General features: G+C 66.2%; 19 protein-coding genes. 15 read left to right on the top strand and 4 right to left on the bottom strand.

Annotated features, from left to right (window positions below):
- Positions 1–68: 68 nt before the first annotated feature.
- Positions 69–2,468 carry a penicillin acylase family protein gene (locus AC3WN8_RS06200; RefSeq protein WP_492668526.1) on the bottom strand — a complete coding sequence of 800 codons (2,400 nt, stop codon included), beginning with the start codon at positions 2,466–2,468 and terminating at the stop codon, positions 69–71.
- 157 nt (positions 2,469–2,625) lie between these two features.
- Complete coding sequence (locus AC3WN8_RS06195; protein ID WP_492668525.1) at positions 2,626–2,769, bottom strand: hypothetical protein; 144 nt, start codon at positions 2,767–2,769, stop codon at positions 2,626–2,628.
- 106 nt (positions 2,770–2,875) lie between these two features.
- Between AC3WN8_RS06195 and AC3WN8_RS06190 the strand changes: the two genes are divergently transcribed.
- The 4 genes from AC3WN8_RS06190 (at position 2,876) to ruvA (ending at position 5,674) form a co-directional block, all read left to right on the top strand.
- Entirely contained in the window at positions 2,876–3,616 is a 741-nt protein-coding gene (locus tag AC3WN8_RS06190; protein WP_492668524.1) for a YebC/PmpR family DNA-binding transcriptional regulator, read from the top strand.
- Positions 3,617–3,656: 40 nt separating this feature from the next.
- Entirely contained in the window at positions 3,657–4,157 is a 501-nt protein-coding gene (ruvC, locus tag AC3WN8_RS06185; protein ID WP_492668523.1) for a crossover junction endodeoxyribonuclease RuvC, read from the top strand.
- 64 nt (positions 4,158–4,221) lie between these two features.
- Positions 4,222–4,965 (top strand): hypothetical protein, encoded by a 744-nt coding sequence (locus AC3WN8_RS06180; protein ID WP_492668522.1) that lies wholly within the window; start codon positions 4,222–4,224, stop codon positions 4,963–4,965.
- A 112-nt stretch (positions 4,966–5,077) separates the two neighbouring features.
- On the top strand, positions 5,078–5,674 hold the full coding sequence (gene ruvA, locus AC3WN8_RS06175) for a Holliday junction branch migration protein RuvA (protein WP_492668521.1): 597 nt from the start codon (positions 5,078–5,080) through the stop codon (positions 5,672–5,674).
- 134 nt (positions 5,675–5,808) lie between these two features.
- Here ruvA and AC3WN8_RS06170 read toward each other — a convergent pair whose 3' ends face one another.
- Positions 5,809–6,918: a dipeptidase gene (locus AC3WN8_RS06170; RefSeq protein WP_492668520.1), complete on the bottom strand. Its 1,110-nt coding sequence runs from the start codon at positions 6,916–6,918 to the stop codon at positions 5,809–5,811.
- A gap of 109 nt (positions 6,919–7,027) precedes the next feature.
- Between AC3WN8_RS06170 and ruvB the strand changes: the two genes are divergently transcribed.
- From ruvB to AC3WN8_RS06115, 11 genes are all read left to right on the top strand, one after another.
- A complete protein-coding gene (gene ruvB / locus AC3WN8_RS06165; protein ID WP_492668519.1) occupies positions 7,028–8,059 on the top strand; it encodes a Holliday junction branch migration DNA helicase RuvB in 1,032 nt (343 codons plus the stop codon).
- Between the two features lie 223 nt (positions 8,060–8,282).
- Entirely contained in the window at positions 8,283–8,729 is a 447-nt protein-coding gene (locus AC3WN8_RS06160; RefSeq protein ID WP_492668639.1) for a YbgC/FadM family acyl-CoA thioesterase, read from the top strand.
- 16 nt (positions 8,730–8,745) lie between these two features.
- Positions 8,746–9,438 carry a protein TolQ gene (gene tolQ, locus AC3WN8_RS06155; protein WP_492668518.1) on the top strand — a complete coding sequence of 231 codons (693 nt, stop codon included), beginning with the start codon at positions 8,746–8,748 and terminating at the stop codon, positions 9,436–9,438.
- Positions 9,438–9,878, top strand: coding sequence for a protein TolR (gene tolR, locus AC3WN8_RS06150; RefSeq protein ID WP_492668517.1), 441 nt, complete (start codon positions 9,438–9,440; stop codon positions 9,876–9,878). Before tolQ ends, tolR begins: the two co-directional genes overlap by 1 nt.
- Entirely contained in the window at positions 9,878–10,741 is an 864-nt protein-coding gene (locus AC3WN8_RS06145; RefSeq protein WP_492668516.1) for a TonB C-terminal domain-containing protein, read from the top strand. Before tolR ends, AC3WN8_RS06145 begins: the two co-directional genes overlap by 1 nt.
- Positions 10,738–12,108 carry a Tol-Pal system beta propeller repeat protein TolB gene (tolB, locus tag AC3WN8_RS06140; RefSeq protein ID WP_492668515.1) on the top strand — a complete coding sequence of 457 codons (1,371 nt, stop codon included), beginning with the start codon at positions 10,738–10,740 and terminating at the stop codon, positions 12,106–12,108. The genes AC3WN8_RS06145 and tolB overlap by 4 nt, the downstream gene beginning before the upstream one ends.
- Positions 12,109–12,195: 87 nt before the next feature.
- The gene (gene pal / locus AC3WN8_RS06135; protein WP_492668514.1) at positions 12,196–12,714 is read left to right on the top strand and encodes a peptidoglycan-associated lipoprotein Pal; all 519 of its coding nucleotides are present in this window, start codon (positions 12,196–12,198) and stop codon (positions 12,712–12,714) included.
- Between the two features lie 144 nt (positions 12,715–12,858).
- Positions 12,859–13,767: an SPFH domain-containing protein gene (locus tag AC3WN8_RS06130; protein WP_492668513.1), complete on the top strand. Its 909-nt coding sequence runs from the start codon at positions 12,859–12,861 to the stop codon at positions 13,765–13,767.
- 12 nt (positions 13,768–13,779) lie between these two features.
- Positions 13,780–13,995, top strand: coding sequence for a type II toxin-antitoxin system antitoxin (locus AC3WN8_RS06125; RefSeq protein ID WP_492668512.1), 216 nt, complete (start codon positions 13,780–13,782; stop codon positions 13,993–13,995).
- Positions 13,982–14,242 carry a hypothetical protein gene (locus tag AC3WN8_RS06120; RefSeq protein ID WP_492668511.1) on the top strand — a complete coding sequence of 87 codons (261 nt, stop codon included), beginning with the start codon at positions 13,982–13,984 and terminating at the stop codon, positions 14,240–14,242. Before AC3WN8_RS06125 ends, AC3WN8_RS06120 begins: the two co-directional genes overlap by 14 nt.
- Before the next feature lie 45 nt (positions 14,243–14,287).
- A complete protein-coding gene (locus AC3WN8_RS06115) occupies positions 14,288–14,512 on the top strand; it encodes a hypothetical protein (RefSeq protein WP_492668510.1) in 225 nt (74 codons plus the stop codon).
- Between the two features lie 37 nt (positions 14,513–14,549).
- Here the strand turns inward: AC3WN8_RS06115 and AC3WN8_RS06110 are convergent, their stop codons facing one another.
- The gene (locus AC3WN8_RS06110) at positions 14,550–14,885 is read right to left on the bottom strand and encodes a DMT family protein (RefSeq protein ID WP_492668509.1); all 336 of its coding nucleotides are present in this window, start codon (positions 14,883–14,885) and stop codon (positions 14,550–14,552) included.
- Between the last annotated feature and the right edge of the window lie 5 nt (positions 14,886–14,890).

Raw genomic sequence — 14,890 nt, 5'->3', positions numbered from 1 at the left:
GTTGCAGCATGGATGCTGAAACAAGTTCAGCATGACGACGGTGTGTCCAGCGAGATCAATATCGACATTCAACGCTTCCGCCGCAGGATCAGATCACCCACGCCAGTCTTGCGCAGCGACGCGGCGTCGCCCGCCAGCGTGAAATAGCGTCCTTCGCTCCACGATCCGGCGAGATGGCCGAACCATGGCGAGAGCGGATTGCCCGAAATGCCGGGCGCGATCATGAACAGGCTGCGCTCGGGTGCGGCGAGATCGATGATCTGGCGGTAGCGCGGGCCATAGACATCGGTCCACGGATCGTCGCTCCACAGCTTGCCTTCCCCGGCATTGACCGTGAAGGCGTCGCCACCCGCCGGCACGCGCGGCGTGACCAGCCGCCCGATCAGCGGCAGACCGGCGAAGATGTCGTGACGAAAGGTCGCCCGGTGGACGCGGCCCCAGCGCCACGCGGCCATGTCGCTTCCCTGTTCGCGTCCGAGATCCGCGATCGCCTCGTCCAGCGCCGAAGCCGCAAGCGCGGTACAATCGCCGCACCACGGGCTGCCGGGCCGCAGCAGCCGATCGAGGCGCGGGCGCTTGTCTGCGAGCCAGGTCTCGGCAAGCGGTCCCAGCGCGGGCCGGAGCAGCTTGCGGCCGAGCGCGCGCTGCCATGCGGCCCAGATCAGCGGTTCGGGGCGATCGGCGGCCATCGCGCCGTTCCAGGCAAGGAGCATGGTCCGCGCGCGGACCGCGTCGCGGCCCGGCCGCATTGCCAGAAGAATGGGGCGGAGCGCCGCAACCTGCGCAGAGACGATATCGGTCTGGAGCGCGACCTGGCTCCTGACATCGGCCCTGGCCGTCCGCGCGAGCACCGCGCCGATCCGCGCCGCGCGCCAGCCGGGTTCGAAGCTCGCGCTGTCGAGCGATCCGCCCCTGCCCGCGACCAGGCGGTTATTGGCGTTGGCGATGAAGCCGGCGGCCGGCATATGCTCGGCGGGCCACGCGTCGGGCGCGACGAAACCCTGCCAGTCGAAGCGCGCATCCCAGCCGGGAACCGGAAGGAAGCCGTCGCCGCGGCGCAGCGGCAAATGGCCCGCCGAAAGCATCGCGACCGTGCCGGCGCGATCGGCATAGGCGAAATTGTGCTGTAGCCCGAAATCGCGCGCCGCCGTCCGGAATCCCGCCCAGTCGCGCGCTTCCGCCATAGCCAGGAACGCCTTGACGAGCGGATTGCCGTCGGGGAAATCGAGACCGGCCAGCGCGATGACATGGCCTGGGCCGATCTGGTCGCGGAGCAAAGCCGCGGCATCCTTGTCGAGATCGGAAATCACCATGCCGTGGCGGGTATATCTGAGCATGACCTGCTTCGGCGCCGCGCCGCGCACCGGGATGAGGGCGCGGCGCATGCCGAACCGCGCCGAGCCCGATGGCGTGAGATAGCGTTGCGGATCGGCCGGATCGACGCGCTCGACGAACAGATCGGTCTGGTCCGCCATCATGTCGGTGACGCCCCAGGCGATATCGGGATTGCGTCCGCTGGCGATCACCGGCGATCCCGGTCGCGACGCACCGACCAGCTCGAACCCCGGCCATATCATCCGGACCGGATAATAGTCGGCGGGCGCGCCGAGCGGGCCGTGCGGATCGTTGGCAAGCATCGGCTTGCCGCTCGCCGTGCGCGCGCCGGCGATCGCCCAACTGTTCGAGGCGGGAAGCGCGCGGCCGAAAGGCAAAGCGGGGATCGCCGCCGTCGCCTTGCCGGAGAAGCGGATCGCGCCACAAGTCTCGGCGCGGCTGCCATTGTCGGCGGCCACGCCTGCATAGGTGACGGGCCCCTGATCGTCGGGCGAGGCGTAAAGATCGCGGATCCGGCCACAGCCGATCCGCGCGACGAGGCGCGCACGCATGAGTTCGTCGCGCCAGTCGCCGAAGCCGAGCGCGGCGAGCCCGCCGAGCCGGTTCACATCGCTTTCGCTCCAATGCTCCGGCTTGATGCCGAGCAGCAGGAATTCGGGCGGCAGCGGCCCCTTGCGCGTATCGATCGCCTTGTTGATCCCGGCGACATAGGCGCGGATCGCGGCTTTGGTGCCGATATCGTTGCGGGCATCGGTGCGCGCCGCGACGCGATCGAGATCGAGCGCGGCGACCAGCATGTCGGTCGCGAGCCCATCGGCGCCCACTGCCTCGGCGAGACGCCCCCTGCCCGCGCGGCGAGCCATTTCGAGCTGCCACAGCCGATCCTGCGCATGGACATAGCCGAGCCCGAAAAAGGCGTCGGCGCGCGAGCGCGCGAAGATATGCGGCACCGCCTGGCGATCGCGCACGATCTCCACATCCGCGCCGATGCCGTCGAGCGCGATCGTGCCGGAATAGGCGGGAAGCGAGCCACGCAGCCAGACATATCCGCCACCGATCGCGACGGCCGCCAATGCGGCAAGGCCGCCCATGCCATAAAGCGCATAGCGCCCGGCACGGCGCAACCGGCTCATCGACGGCGTTCCGCGCACCGGCTATGTCCCGCCACCGGCCCGGTCGAAGCATCGGAGTCACAAGTCATGATTTGCGTGGTGAGACGGGTGCCTGATCGCAAGAAGAGCATCCATATATGATATTGATCTCAATTTTATTTATCAGACTCCAGCGGCTTTACAAGAGCGCGAATGGCCAGCTTGGCAGGGCGATCATGCCGGGCAGTGGGACGGCGATGCCGATGTCGGCGACAATCATATCAGGAGGATGGCTGTCCGGAATGTCGAAAGGAGGATTGGCCATCATGGTCCGCACGATCATGAGACTGCGCCGCGGGAAACGCGTCCGATCGAGCAAACAGTTGCCCTGACCCTGCCCGTTCCGCTAGTGCCCTCGCCCACCGAACACTCAGCAGATCCAGGTTCCGATGGCAGGCCATAGCAAATTCAAGAACATCATGCACCGCAAGGGCGCGCAGGATAAGAAGCGCGCGGCGTCCTTCTCCAAGCTGAGCCGCGAGCTCACCGTGGCGGCGAAGATGGGCATGCCCGATCCGGACATGAACCCGCGCCTGCGCCTCGCGATCAACGCCGCGCGCGCGCAATCCATGCCCAAGGACAATATCCAGCGCGCGATCGACAAGGCGAGCCAGGCGGGCGGCGAGGATTATGAAGAGATCCGCTATGAGGGCTTCGGCCCGGGCGGCGTCTCGCTGATCGTCGAGGCGCTGTCGGACAATCGCAATCGCACCGCGACCAATGTCCGTACCGCATTCTCGAAGAATGGCGGCAATCTGGGCGCCAGCGGATCGGTGAGCCATGGTTTCGACCGGATGGGGCTGATCGAATATCCCGAAAAGGCGGGCGATGCGGAGAAGGTGTTCGAAGCCGCGCTGGAGGCAGGCGCCGAAGACGTCGTCTCCGACGAGGGCCATGAGATCTGGACCGCGCAGGATATGCTGCACGAAGTCGCCAAGGCCCTCGAATCGGTGCTGGGCGAACCCGAAAGCGCCAAGCTTGCCTGGCGTCCACAGACCAGGGTCGTCGTCGATGCCGACACCGCGGGCAGTCTGCTCAAGCTGATCGACGTGCTCGACGACGACGACGACGTCCAGACCGTCTGGGGCAATTACGAAGTGCCCGACGAGGTGATGGAAAAGCTTGGCTGATCTGCCTTCAGCGCCGCCCCGTTCCGGGGGCGGGTTTTCGATGGTCCTGCTCGGCCTCGATCCCGGGCTGGCCATCACCGGCTGGGGTGTCATCGCCGCGGAGGGCAACCGGCTGAGCCACATCGCCAATGGCCAGATCAAGACCGATCGCGCGGCCCCCTTGCCCGAGCGGCTGCTCGCGCTCGATGCCGCGCTGACCGATCTCATCCTCCGGCACCGTCCCGACGGCGCGGCGGTCGAGGAGGTGTTCGTCAACGTCAATCCGCAATCGACGCTCAAACTGGGCCAAGCGCGCGGCATCTGCCTGCTCGCGGCGGCACGTTCGGGCTGTGTGGTCGGCGAATATGCCGCAAGGCTGGTGAAAAAGGCGATCGTCGGAACCGGTGCGGCGGAAAAGGCGCAGGTCCATGCCATGGTCGCCCGCCTGCTGCCCGGCGCGAAGATCGCCGGCGCCGACGCCGCCGACGCACTGGCCGTCGCCATCACCCATGCCCATCATATGGCCAGCGCGCGGCGGATGACGGGTCGGCGCGGATTTTAACGATTTCTCATCGCACTGCCCGCATGGTCGATCGCGGGTGCCCTGGAATGACGAGAATCCATCGATGATTAGCGAAAAACCGCTTGGCGCGGCGGCTGAACGGCGATTGCGCCATCGCCACTTTCGCACGCCCGACGGATCCTTGTGCCTGCTGTCGAGCGACGGCCGTTCGGCGGCCATCGTCACTCCGCGCCAGTGGGACGCGATCGTCGAGGATTTCACCGAGACGATGCGCCCCGTCAACCGACAGTTGCGCGTGGGACTCAATCTCACCTTGCCGATTTTCATTCTGACCGTGGTCTTCATGCCTGCCCCCAGCACGATCCCACTGCTCGGCGCGCTGCGCGGGCAGGCGGGGCTCATCGTCGCCGCACTGTTCGTCATGTGGTGGCCGTTGCTGATGATCGCGCGTCACGCATGGGTTGTAAGGCGCCTGAACAGGCGGATCGATACGCAGCTTGCGGGCCTGCCCAGCACGCCCGTACCTACCGGACGCCCCATCATCTTTCAGACGATCGAGATCGCCGCGCTCATCCTTGTCGGCCCGGGCCTTGCCATCAGCGTCATCGGCAGCCTGTTGCCCCATATTTTCGATGGCACGCCCTTGATGGGCAGCAGCGTCGGCCTTTTTGAAGCGATCGGCCTGTTGCTGCTCGCCGCCCTAGTGGGACGCAGGGTCTGGCCGACAGCGCCAGCCCGGCGGAAGAAGCGTGCTGAAACAGCGGAATGGGCGGCGGCAGAATCAGATATGCCAGCGGCCAAGCGCCGCTGCGATCCGCTGGCACGAGCGCGCAACGCGGAGTCCTGATCGACGGGCCCGTCCATGGCAGCCGCGCGGAGGACATGGCGCGCGTCACTAAAATCCGATGGATTCCAGCTTTCGCTGGAATGACGGAACCGGGTCGGGTTAAGCAGCACATATGATTGCACAACTCCGCGGACAGCTCATCAGCGCCAGCATCGACCATGCCGTGATCGACGTCGCCGGCGTCGGCTATCTCGTCGGTGCATCGTCGCGGACGCTCACGGCGCTCGGGCCGACCGGCGGAACCGTGACCATCCATACCGAAATGCTCGTCGCCGAGGATTCGATTCGGTTGATGGGCTTCGCCACGGCCGACGAGCGCGACTGGTTCCGCCTGCTCACGAGCGTCCAGGGCGTCGGCGCGCGCGTCGCACTCGCCATCCTCTCGACGCTCGACCCCGCCGAATTGTCGCAGGCGGTCGCGCGCGGCGACAAGGCGATGGTCGCGCGCGCCAATGGCGTCGGGCCCAAGCTGGCGCAGCGCATCGTCATGGAATTGAAGGACAAGGCCGGCGGCATCGCAGTCGGCTTTTCCGGAAGTGTCAGCGCGGCACCCGGCGGCGCTGCCGCCGATGCGGTTTCGGCGCTGCTCAATCTCGGTTTCAAACCCGCCGAAGCCGGCAATGCCGTTGCGGCGGCCGAGGACGAACTCGGCGACGGCGCCAGCCTCGACGCGCTGGTGCGCCTCGCACTCAAAAAGGCGGCGCGCTGAGGTTCGATCCGCGCGGAGACCTTTGCACAACATACACTTCGTCATTCCGGCGAAAACCGGAATCTCACTTCTTCTTTTGCCGGTGATCAGAAAACCGAGATTCCGGCTTTCGCCGGAATGACGGGGCGGTGGGCTTACCCGCCCCAGACATCTCCAAACAATCGCAGGAGATTGCCGCCCAGCACCTTGTCGATCCGGGCCGCGGTCCAGCCCCGCGCCTTGAGGTCGGCCGCAATGTTTTCCATCCGGTCGACATCGTTATAGCCTTCGACCAGGTTCATCACATCGGCCGCCTCACCGGGCGCCGCGATGCCGCGTTTGGCGCGATCCTCGTAGAATTCGCGCTGCGCCTTGCGCGCCGCATCGTCGACGACGAAGCCAGTCAGCGGACCGTCGGTACCGATGCTCACATGATCCTCACCCGCCACCTTCACCGCATGATCGAGATGGCGCAGCAAATCCTCGCGACCCGGCTGCCCCTTTGGCCGCAGGAACGGCATCAGATAGATACCGACGACGCCGCCCTTGTCAGCCACCGCGCGCATCTCGCGATCAAAAGTGTTGCGCGGAAAATCGACGAGGTCGCGACAACCGGTGTGCGTGATCGCGGGCGGTGCCTTGCTCGCCGCGATCCCTTCCGCGATCGTCCGCTGGCTAGAATGGCTGAGATCGAGCAGCAGCCGGTTGGCATTGACCTCCGCGATCACCTGCCGGCCGAAATCCGAGATGCCGCCATTGCCGGGCTCGAGACAGCCGTCGCCGGCCAGATTGCGCTTGTTGTAGGTGAGTTGCTGGATACGCAGACCAAGCGTCTTGAACAGCGCGACGCGCGAAACATCGCCTTCAAGCGCGGTCGTGTCCTGGAAATTATAGATCATGCCCAGTCGCCGGCTCGCCTTTGCCGCGCGCAGATCCGCCGCACTGTCGACCTTCACCAGCAATGCGGAATTTTCGGCGATCAGCCGGTCCATGTCGGCGATTTCCTTGACCGCCTTCAGGAAGCGGTCGGGGCCATTGCCGACTTCGCCCATCGTCTGGCTGAGCGCGGTCAGCTTGCCGCCGCGGATCGCGTCGACAAGCGCCTTGGTCGGCACCGACCGACCATCCTTCTCTTCGAAACCGCTCAGCCCCGACATGCCGTCGATGAGAATACCCGCATCCGCCGGCGCGGCGAAACCCGGACCGCCAAGAGCAAGCGTCGCCGCGGCAGCGCCGGTCCCGAGCATGAAGTGACGACGGTCCATGGCAATCCCCCCGATTTTCGAATCGGAATATAGTAGCACCGGCCCACGGTTGCTCAAGCGATGCAGAGATGGGGTTCGACAGCGCCCGGGCTTGCGCTATGGCTGGCGCGTGGAACAGCCCCAGCGCATCATTTCCGGCGATCGCCGTCCCGAGGACGTGGATGCCGCGCTACGCCCCAAATCCCTGGATGAGTTCGTCGGGCAAAAGGCCGCGCGCGAGAATCTGCGCGTGTTCATCTCGGCGGCGCGCGCACGCGGCGATGCACTCGACCATGTCCTGTTCTTCGGCCCGCCGGGACTGGGCAAGACCACGCTCGCCCAGATCATCGCGCGCGAACTCGGCGTAGGATTCCGCGCCACATCGGGCCCGGTCATCGCCAAATCGGGTGATCTCGCGGCGCTGCTGACCAATTTGGAGGACGGCGACGTCCTGTTCATCGACGAGATCCACCGGCTCAATCCGGCAGTCGAGGAAGTGCTCTATCCGGCGATGGAGGATCGCGCGCTCGATCTGATGATCGGCGAGGGACCATCGGCGCGCTCGGTCAGGATCGACCTGCCCAAATTCACGCTGGTCGGCGCCACCACGCGCCAGGGCCTGCTCACAACGCCGCTGCGCGACCGTTTCGGCATCCCCGTCCGCCTCAATTTCTACACGGTGGACGAGCTGGAGCGCGTCGTGACCCGCGCCGCCGGACTGCTCGACCTCGCCATTGCCGAGGACGGCGCGCACGAGATCGCCAAGCGCGCGCGCGGCACGCCGCGCATCGCCGGTCGGCTGCTGCGCCGCGTCCGCGATTTCGCCAATGTCGCGGGCACCGCCACCGTCGACGCCAGAGCGGCCGATGCCGCGCTCAACCGGCTCGAAGTCGACCAGCTCGGCCTCGATGCGATGGATCGCCGCTATCTGATGATGATCGCCGACATCTATCGCGGCGGACCGGTCGGCGTGGAGACGCTCGCCGCCGGCCTTTCGGAGCCGCGCGACACGATCGAGGAAGTCATCGAGCCTTATCTGATCCAGCTCGGCCTGATCGCCCGCACCGCGCGCGGCCGTTGCCTGAATTCGCGCGGCTGGAAGCATCTCGGGCTCAATCCGCCCGCCGAGATGGGGCAGGATGGGCTGTTCGACGTGAAGTGAGGCGGGTAGCGAACCCGCTCCCTGCCCATCGAACGCGTCACCCCAGCGCAGGCTGGGGTCTTCCAACCAGTTCGCGCCTTCTCCTGTGGCAGATCCCAGCCTGCGCTGGGATGACGTGTGGGGTTGGTATCCACAGCCAACACACCTCAAGCTAGGACCAATCGTTACGCCCGCGAGGCGAAAGGGGTTGAACGCTTTCCCCCAGCCGCTAGACCCTGCCGCCATGGCGGCACAGCAACCCGACCTGCCCTATCAAGGGCGCCTCGTCGGCAAAGCGCATCGTTTCGCGGTGCGCGTCTATTTCGAGGACACCGATTTTTCAGGCGTGGTCTATCACGCCAATTATCTGCGCTACATGGAACGCGCGCGGTCGGACATGCTCGCGCGTGCCGGCATCGACCAGCGCAGCGCGCATGACGAGGGGCTGGGCGTCTATGCCGTGACCGAGCTCAGCATCAAATATCGAGCACCGGCGAAACTCGATGACGCGCTCCTCGTTATAAGCGAAGTGAAGGAAATCCGCGCGGCATCGTGCCGCATTCATCAGAGAGTCATGCGCGGGGATGAGATTGTGGCGGACGCGGATGTCGTCGCAGCCTTCCTGTCCCCTTCCGGACGGCCCAGGCGGCAGCCGCAAACCTGGGTAGACGCGTTCCAGCGGCTGTTGTGAGGATCCCGAAACCGCGATGAATGCCATATTGAATACCGACGCCGCGACCCTCTCCCCGGTCGCGCTCTTCGTCCAGGCCGACTGGGTAGTGAAGTTCGTCATGATCGGATTGCTGCTCGCCAGCATCTGGACCTGGACGATCATCATCGGCTTCGCCGCCCGGCTGCGGAAAACCGCGCGCGCCTCCGAGAAATTCGAGCGTGAATTCTGGAAGGCCGAGGATGTCGACACGCTGTACAAGATCCACAGCAGCTCGGATCTGCCCAGTGCCAAGGTATTCGCCGCGGGCGTATCCGAATGGCGCCGCTCGACGAGCCGCAAGGCGATCGACCGCGAAGGCACGCGCGCGCGTCTCGCGACCGCAATGGGCGCCGCGATCGCGGCCGAGATCGATACGCTGTCCGATCGGCTCAACATCCTGGCGACAGTCGGCGCGGTTGCGCCGTTCGTCGGCCTGTTCGGCACCGTCTGGGGCATCATGCGCAGCTTCACCGCGATCGCGGCGGAGCAGAACAGCTCGCTCGCGGTCGTGGCGCCCGGTATAGCGGAGGCGCTGTTCGCCACCGCGCTCGGCCTGTTCGCCGCGATCCCGGCGGTCATCGCCTTCAACCGCTTCGGCCACGGCATCAACCGCTTCGAGGCCCGGCTCAACCGCTTCGCCGACGGCTTCCACTCGACGCTGAGCCGCGAACTCGAGACCGAGCGCTGATGACGATGGGTCCCCTTCCCTCCCAGCGCAGCCGCGGACGGCGCGCGCCGATGGCGGAGATCAACGTCACGCCGCTGGTCGACGTGATGCTGGTGCTGCTCATCATCTTCATGGTCACCGCCCCCCTGCTCGTCACCGGCGTGCCGGTGAACCTGCCCGACAGCCGCGCCGGCGCGCTCGACCAGGACAAGCAGCCGCTGCAGATCTCGCTCGACGGCGACGGCAAGATCTTCGTCGACGATGCCGAGGTTCAGGAAGCCGAGCTGGCGACGATCCTGACCGCCAAGGCGCCCGCCGAGGGTGCGGAGGGGCCGCAGGTGTTCCTGCGCGCCGACCGTGCGCTCGATTACGGCCATGTCATGCGCGTGATGGGCGAGCTCAACCGCGCCGGGCTGAACAAGGTGTCGCTGGTCACCACCGGCGCCGAACAGGCGCAGTGATGGATCGCGCCGAACAGACGGGCCTTGGCGTCGCCGTTGTCGGCCATGTCGTGCTGTTCGGCCTGCTTTCGGTCGGCTTTCTCGCGACGCCCAACCCGCTCGACCTGAAGCAGAAGCCGATCGAAGTGACGCTGGCCGACGAAGTCGCGCTCGAAAGCATGGCGCCGGTGGCGAGCCAGGAAGAACCCGCGGCGAAACTGGCCGAAGAGGAAGGCCCGGTCGAGCCGACGCCGCCACCCACACCCGTGCCGACGCCAGCCCCGGCGCCACAGCCCGTGCCGCGCCCGGCACCGACGCCTCCGGCGCCCGCGCCAAAGCCGGTGCCGAAGCCGGTTCCCGCCAAGCCGGCACCACCGAAGCCCGCGCCGCCAAAACCGGCGCCGGCCAAACCCGCTCCGGCGAAGCCCGCACCCGTCAAGCCGCAGCCGGCGGCGAAGCCACAGGCCAAGCCGGCACGCCCGACCGGACGGCTCGCCGGCCTGGTCGACGGGCTGACCGACAAACCGACGCAGAGCCGCGTCACCACGCCGCCCGCGGCGGTTGCGGGGCCAGCGGTACAGGCATCGCTTGCCGGCGAGATTCGCCGTCAGCTCAAGCCGCACTGGCGCGCGCCCACCGGCGCGGACGCCGAGCAGCTTCGCACGATCGTCGAGGTTCGCCTGTCGAGCGATGGTGAGATCATGGGTGAACCAAGGGTGATCGGCCAGACCGGCGTCACCGACAGCAATCGCAGCCAGGCCGATCTTCACAAGGAACGCGCGATCAAGGCGGTGAAACTCGCCGCGCCGTTCAAACTTCCGCCCGAATTTTATGACGCCTGGAAAGTCATCAAGCCGGCGTTCGACAAGAGGCTAGGACAATGAAGACCCTGAAAAATACCCTCGTATCGCTGTTCGCCATTGCGGCGGCCGGCCCGGCTGTCGCGCAGGTGGCACCGCCGCCCGTCGGCGCCCAGCCCGCGCAGAGCGAAGGGCTCAGCGTCGACGTGACCGACGAGAGCGGCGACGATCTGATCATCGCCGTCCCCGCACTGCCGACGCCGCAATCGATCGGCACGCCCGCCGGCAGCACCGATGCGCTGGGCCGCCAGGTGGCGGACGTGATCGTGGCCGATCTCCGCAATTCCGGTCTGTTCCGCCCCAAGGGGCCGGGCGCGGTGCGCGACATCCAGTTTCCCGAAGTGACCGCACCCCAATTCCCCTATTGGCGGGGCAGCGACGCGCAGGCGTTGGTCCAGGGTTTCGTCCGCGCCAATGGCGACGGCAAGCTGACGGTGGGCTGCTATCTCTACGATGTGGCGCTCGGCAGCGAGCTGACGCGCAAGGGGTTCGAGGTCGCCCCCGGCGACTGGCGCCGCGCCGCGCACAAATGCGCCGACGCCATCTATGCCCGGCTGTCGGGCGAAAGCCCGTTCTTCGACAGCCGCATCGCCTATATCGCGGAAACCGGCCCCAAGGGGAATCGGCGCAAGCAACTCGCGCTCATGGATTCGGACGGGGCGAACCACCGCTTCATCACCAATGGCCAGTCGATCGCGCTTACCCCGCGTTTTTCGCCCGATTACAAACAGATCGTCTATCTGAGCTATCTCAACAACCGGCCGCGCATCTTCATCTACGATCTCGGCAGCGGCACGCAGCGGCTGGTGACGGAGGGGCAGAATTCGATGTTCGCCCCACGCTTCTCGCCTGACGGCAAGACCATCCTCTATTCGATGGCGGTCAACGGCAATACCGACATCTACTCGATCCCCGCTGCCGGGGGCACGCCGCGCCGGCTGACCAACACGCCGGGCATCGATATCGGCGGCAGCTTCTCGCCCGACGGCACCAAGATCGTGTTCGAGAGCGACCGTTCGGGCGGCCAGCAAATCTATGTGATGAACGCCGATGGCAGCGACCAGCGCCGCATCAGCTTTGGCGGCGGGCGCCACGCGACGCCGGAATGGAGCCCGCGCGGAGACCTGATCGCCTTCACCAAGCTGGCGGGCAATTTCCGCATCGGCGTGATGTCTCCCAATGGCGACGGCGAACGGCTGCTCACCAATAGCTGGCAGGACGAGGCGCCAACCTGGTCGCCCAACGGCCGCGTCATCCAGTTCTTCCGCTCGACCCAGGGGCGCTCCGGCACCTCCAGCGTGTGGCAGGTGGACCTCACCGGCCGCAACGAGCGGAAGATTCCCACCCCGGTCAATGGATCCGATCCGGCCTGGGGACCGTTGTTGCCCTGAAACGAGTGATTCCCCTATCGTAACGATCCGCCGCGCTGGCGGGCAACAGGGTGGGCATCATTGTCTGACGTGAAGAAGGAGATCGAAATGGCCCGTCTGGGTACGAAGTTCGCACTGGCCGCCAGCCTCGCGCTGATGGCCACCGCGTGCGCGAAGAAACCGCCGGCGGAGACCCCGCCGCCGCCCGGCCCCGCCGAAACCTCGCAGCCCGGCGACAATAGCGGCGTCACCGACGCGCCGGTGCCCGGCTCGCAGGCCGATTTCCTGGCGAAAGTCTCGTCGGACCGCGTGTTCTTCGATCTCGACCAGTTCGACGTCGATGCGGAGGACCGCGCGACGCTCGACAGCCAGGCCGCCTGGCTCAAGCAATATCCGCGCGTGCGCGTGACGATCGAGGGTCATGCCGACGAACGCGGCACCCGCGAATACAACCTCGCGCTCGGCGAACGCCGCGCCAATGCCGCCAAGAACTATCTCGCGAGCCTCGGCATCGATTCGAGCCGCCTCTCGACGATCAGCTTCGGCAAGGAACGCCCCGACGCCCTCGGCTCGGACGAAGCCTCCTGGGCCCGCAACCGCCGCGCGGTGACCGTCACGGTGCAGTAAGCGGGGCCGGCGAACCGCCGGTTCCGAAACCGAAAAGCCCTTCCCCGCCCGCGCGGGGGAGGGCTTTTTCTTTGTCCCAACCGAATCCGCTTGCCTCCTCCGCTCAATCGATATTATTGTGATATCATAATTACGGAGGACAAGATGACACAGGGTTTGCATTCGGCCGCGCTCAACGCCACCGCCGAACGGACGGCCAGCACGTTCAGCGGCTATCTGATGCTGCTCGTCCTGCTGGCGGTGACGGCGTCCGGCTTCTACACCTTCTCGCTGCTGGTCGGGAGCGAGCAGCCGCCGGTGGTGCCGGTATTGTTTTTCGTCGGCACCGTGCTGCTGTTCTGCTTCGTCGCGATCGGCTTCTATATGATCCAGCCCAACCAGGCGGCGGCGATCCTGTTATTCGGCGACTATCAGGGGACCGACCGGACCACCGGGCTGCGCTGGCGCTGGCCATGGCTGACCCGCACCAAGATCTCGGTGCGTGTCCACAATATCACCTCGGAAAAGCTCAAGGTGAACGATCTGCGCGGCAATCCGATCGAGATCGCATCCAATGTGGTGTGGCGGGTGACCGATACCGCGCAGGCGCTGTTCGACGTCGACGATTACAAGCAGTTCGTCCATATCCAGATCGAAAGCGCGGTGCGCGCGATCGGATCGCGCTATCCCTATGACGATATCGAGCACAAGGAAGTGACGCTGCGGTCCAATGCCGACGAGGTCAGCAACGAATTGCGCGTCGAACTGCAGGAACGTGTGGCGCTCGCCGGCGTGACCGTCGACGAATGCCGGCTGACCCACCTCGCTTATGCGCAGGAGATCGCCCAGGCGATGCTCCGCCGCCAGCAGGCCGAAGCGGTGATCGCCGCACGCTCCAGGCTGGTGGAAGGCGCCGTTTCGATGGTGCAGCTCGCGCTCGAGCAGCTTTCCGAAAAGAATGTCGTCGAGCTGGATGACGAACGCCGCGCGGCGATGGTCTCCAATCTGATGGTGGTGCTTTGTTCGGAGCGGGACACCCAGCCGGTGGTCAACACGGGCTCGCTGTACCAGTAAGAACCCGGACCGATGACCGCGCCACCCAAAAAGCCGTTCGCGCTTCGCATCGAGCCCGCGCTCCATGCGGCGCTCGAACGCTCGGCCGCGACCGATCTGCGAAGCGTGAATGCGCAGATCGAGGTGCTGCTGCGCGAGGCGCTGGCACGGCGCGGCGTAAAGCTGGCCGCGCCCGAGCAGCGCGCACGCGGACGGCCACCGAAGGAGCCCGGCGATGCGAAGGACTGATCCGCCGCGCCGGACGGTGCGCCCGGGCTATTGGTTCGTGCGCAAGCGCTGGGGGATCGGTGGCAAGCCGGCGAGCTGGCAGGGCTGGCTGGCCACCGCGATCTTTGTCGGCCTGTTGCTGCTGGCGGTGAATTTCCTGCCGGGCGACGTAGCGAAGGGCGCCGCGGCGTTCGCGCTGATCGCGATCTTTTTGACGATCAGCTGGATCAAGACCGACGGCGGATGGCGATGGGGCGACGGAGAATGAACCGCGCATCCAGCCTCGCGCAATGATTCCATGATGGAAGGACCAATGACCGACCCCAATCTCCTCCTCGCTTTTTCGGGTGTCACCGGGATCGCGATCCTGACCTTTGGCGGCTTGCGTGGCTGGCGCGGCTGGCTGGAACTCAAGCGCGCCGAGCTCGAGCGGCAAGGCGGCGAAGCCATGCCATCGGCGGGATCGCGCATCGAGATCGCGAACCTCAAGGAACGCATCCGCAAGCTGGAAGCGATCGCGGCGGGCGTGGATCTGTAAAGACTCCCTCTCCCTCTTCAGGGGGAGAGGGTAGTTCTCACCGCCCGACGAACAGAAACCCCACCGCCGCCATGATGCACGCGAACGCCGCGAAATGGCGCCAGTGCAGCGGTTCGCCCAGTACCCACACCATGAAGCCGCCGAAGATGATCAGCGCGATCGCCTCCTGCGCGATCTTGAGCTGGCCCGGCGTCCATCCCCCCGCATATCCGATGCGGTTGGCGGGCACCGCGAAGCAATATTCGACGAGCGCGATGCCCCAGCTGATCAGGATCACCAGCAGGATCGGCTTCTCCATCCCGCCCTTCAGATGCCAGTACCAGGCGATCGTCATGAACAGATTGGAGATGATCAGCAGGGCGATGGTGGGCATGCGCC

It is taken from the genome of Sphingobium sp. FW305-3-2-15-F-TSA7 (assembly GCF_058787155.1).
The sequence above is the reverse complement of the archived record's forward strand: the minus strand, read 5'-3'. Positions and strand labels throughout refer to the sequence as shown.